We start from the raw sequence: 3520 nt of genomic DNA on the forward strand, positions 1-3520 counted from the left end.
GTGGCGTGGGCGGGGCGGGCTGCGCACCCGACGCGGTGGCGATCAGGCCGCCGGCGGCGAGGCCGGTGACGGCCAACAGCCCCAGGGTGCGGCCGAACCGGCCCAGCTTCCTGTCCTTCATCATGGCAAAACGTTCCTTCAACTGGCTCTTGTGGTTCATGGCGCAGGCGGCAACCGGCGTGGCCACGCAGGCGGACTTCAACACGGCCCGGCCATAGGTGGCACGGGTGTCACCATCGCTGCCGGCCAGCACGCTGGCATCGCAGGCGAGTTCCTGATCGGCACGGAAGGCGCGCCAGGCGGCATGGGCGATCGGGTTCCACCAGTGCGCGGCCAGCACCATCAGGCCGGCCAGATTGGCAGCCAGGTCGAAGCGGTCGTGGTGGGCGCCTTCGTGCAGCAGCGCCAGGCGGCGTTCGGCCGGCGAGTAGCGGGCGAGGAAATCGGCCGGCAGCAGAATACGGCGGCGGATGATGCCGGCCGCCATCGGGCCAGGCACATGGCTGGACACGATCACATCCACCCCGCCCTGCCGCGTCAGCAATTCACCTTCGCGCACGGCGGTGCCGACAAAGCGCAGGTGCCGTGCCCACTGGATAGCCAGGAAGGCCACGGCGCCGATGGCCCAGGCCGCCAGCAGCACCGTCGGCCAATCCGGCACGAAGCTGACCTGCGGACCCATCTCGACGGTCGCGGCCGGCAGCGGCTGGGTGTAGAGCGCGGCATCGGCCGGCGTCATCAGCGCCAGCGCCATGTCCCCCTCCGGCTTGGCCTGGGCGACCGGCACATAGAGCGGCTGCCAGCCCGGGATTGCCGGCAGCAGCATGCGCAGCGCCGGCAGCGCCCACAGCGCATAGGCCATGTGGGCGCCCCACAGGCGAGCCACCGGCTTGCGCACGGCGAGCACCAGCAGCATCAGCAGCGTGGCGCCGATCAGCGCCTCCACCAACCAGCGCGCGTTCAGCAGATCGCTCATTGTTTCAGCTCCCTGATCAGGGCTTCCAGCTCGGCAATATCGGCAGGGGAAAGCTCGCCGCGTTCAGCGAGGTGGGCGACCAGCGGTGCCGGGCGGCCGCCGAACAGGCGATCGACCAGCCGGCGCGATTCGCCCGCGGCAATGGCGGCGCGATCGACCGCGGGGGAATAGAGATAGCGGCGGCCATCTTCGGCCGTGGCCAGCGCGCCCTTGGCGGCAAGCCGGGAGAGCAGGGTCTTGACCGTGGTCAGGCTCCAGCCGCTGGAGTCGAGCCGGGCGGCGACTTCCTGGGCGGTGAGCGGGCTGTCGCGCCACAACACCTCCATCACCTGGAATTCGGCTTCGCTGATCCGTTCAGCCATGGCCTGCACCCGAGTCGTTTACATCTGTCGTCGATGTATCAACTACAGATGTAGTCGTCAACCACTGTTATGCTGGGGTGGCACAGTGATGCGCTGCGCTGGCTTTCTGGCTGATGAACGTTTAGCGCCCGGGCGGCGGCGGTGGCCGGCGGATCACCATCACCAGCGGCACCACCAGCAGGCTGACCCACATCATCAGATAATAATTGTCGATATAGGCGATCATCGCCGCCTGCCGGTTGACCTGGGCATCGACCATGCTCATCGCCGCCGTGCCCAGCTGCTGGAAGCGGTCGAGCGTGGAGAAATCGATCACCGACGTGACCGAGGCGGTGATATGGCTGCCCAGATCGGCGTGGCTGGCCTGCCAGTTGCGGCCCAACAGGCCAGTGGTAATGGCAATGCCCATCGAGGCCCCCATCGAGCGCGACAGGTTCAACAGGCTGGAGCCATCGGTGCGCAGGCTTTGCGGCAGGCTGGCAAAGGCGCTGTTGTTGAGCGGCATGAACAGGAGGCCCAGCCCCAGCCCCTGCACCAGCCCGCTGACAACGATGCGCAACTGGTCCACGGCCAGCGACCAGGTCGACATTTCCCAGAAGGAGACCCCGACCAGCAGGAAACCGACCATCACGATGGCGCGCGGATCATAGCCGCGCCGCATGCACTGGCCAGCGATGAACATCGAAATCAGCGTGCCGACCCCGCGCGGCATCATCGCCCAGCCGGTGCCGATAACGGAATAGCCGAACAATCGCTGCAGCATCGATGGCATCAGCGCCATCGAGGCGTACATCACCATCCCGATCACCGCCATGAAGAAGAAGGCCGCCACGAACGACCGGCTGCCGAACAGCGCGCCATCAAACAATTTCTGTTGCCGGCCGGTGAGGAAATGCACGCCGCCGATCCACAGCATGCAGGCGATGGTCAGCGCGTATATCCAGATCTCGATCGATTCGAACCAATAGACATGGTTGCCGCGATCAAACATCAGCTGCAGCGCGGTGATGCCCAGCGCGATGACGCCAAAGCCGAACAGATCGAAGCGGCGCTGCCGGATCGGCCGGGAGGGCAGTTCGGCCACCAGGATCGCAAGCGCGATCACGCCCAGCGGCACGTTGACATAGAACACCCAGCGCCAATTGAGATTCTCGGTCAACCAGCCGCCCAGGATCGGGCCCAAAATGGGCCCCACCATCAACCCCATGCCCCAGATCGACATCATCTGCGCCTGCCGCGACGGCGGGTTGATATCCAACATCGCCGCCTGGCTGAGCGGCTGGATGAAGGCGCCGGTGATGCCCTGCAGCACACGGAACAGCACCATCTGGGTGATGTTCTGCGCCATGCCGCACAGCATCGACGACAGCACGAAGCCGGCGGTGGAGAGGATGAACAGCCGCCGCGAACCGACCCGGTCCGAAATCCACCCCGTGGCCGGGATCGCCACGGCGCTGGCGACGATATAGCTGGTCAGCACCCAGCTCACTTCATCCGATGTCGCGCCCAGGGCGGCCTGCATGTGCGGAATGGCGACGTTGGCGATGGTCGAATCGAGAATCTGCAGCAGCGAGGCCATCATGATCCCGAACACCGTCAGCCACAGGTTGCGCACCGGCATTGACGCCACGTCGGGCACGGCCAGGGGCGGCCGGCCAATACTGGCCCGCCGCGCTCCCCCGATGGCGGCGCTGGCCACGCTCGTGCGCCTCAGCGCCGCTTGCCGTCGGTGTAGACGGTGACGTGACTGGAAATGCCGGCGATCAGCGGGCGGGGGCTGGCCTGATCGATGCTGATGCGCACCGGCACGCGCTGCGTCACCTTCACCCAGTTGCCGGTGGCATTCTGCGCCGGCAGCACCGAAAACTCGCTGCCGGTGCCGGCGCCGATGGAGGCGACATGGCCGTTCAGCACCACGTCGGGATAGGCATCGAAGCTGATGCGTGTTGGCTGGCCGGGCGCCATATTGGCCAGATCGGTTTCCTTGAAATTGGCTTCGACATAGGAATGCTCGTTGTCGACGATGGTCACCACCGGCAGGCCGGAGACGATCTCCTGCCCCGGCTGCAACCGGTCACCCTGGGTGATGCGCCCGGCAATCGGCGCCCGCACCACCGTGCGGGCCAGGTTCAGCTCGGCAGCGCGACGCTGGGCGCGGGCGGCGGCCAACGCCGGCAGCACG

At 66.7% G+C, this 3520-nt stretch carries 4 protein-coding genes; all 4 read right to left on the reverse strand.

The annotated features are described in order from the left end of the window. A partial coding sequence (locus GJ693_RS14805) for a M56 family metallopeptidase (RefSeq protein ID WP_235902961.1) occupies positions 1-976 on the reverse strand: 976 nt, incomplete at its 3' end. Continuing rightward, on the reverse strand, positions 973-1338 hold the full coding sequence (locus GJ693_RS14810) for a BlaI/MecI/CopY family transcriptional regulator (RefSeq protein WP_156257031.1): 366 nt from the start codon (positions 1336-1338) through the stop codon (positions 973-975). The genes GJ693_RS14805 and GJ693_RS14810, both read right to left, overlap by 4 nt. Before the next feature lie 121 nt (positions 1339-1459). Beyond that, the gene (locus tag GJ693_RS14815) at positions 1460-3037 is read right to left on the reverse strand and encodes a DHA2 family efflux MFS transporter permease subunit (protein ID WP_235902963.1); all 1578 of its coding nucleotides are present in this window, start codon (positions 3035-3037) and stop codon (positions 1460-1462) included. 11 nt (positions 3038-3048) lie between these two features. After that, a partial coding sequence (locus GJ693_RS14820; RefSeq protein WP_156257032.1) for an HlyD family secretion protein occupies positions 3049-3520 on the reverse strand: 472 nt, incomplete at its 5' end.

It is taken from the genome of Sandarakinorhabdus oryzae (genome assembly GCF_009733735.1).
In the GTDB taxonomy this organism is placed as follows: Bacteria; Pseudomonadota; Alphaproteobacteria; order Sphingomonadales; family Sphingomonadaceae; genus Sandarakinorhabdus; species Sandarakinorhabdus oryzae.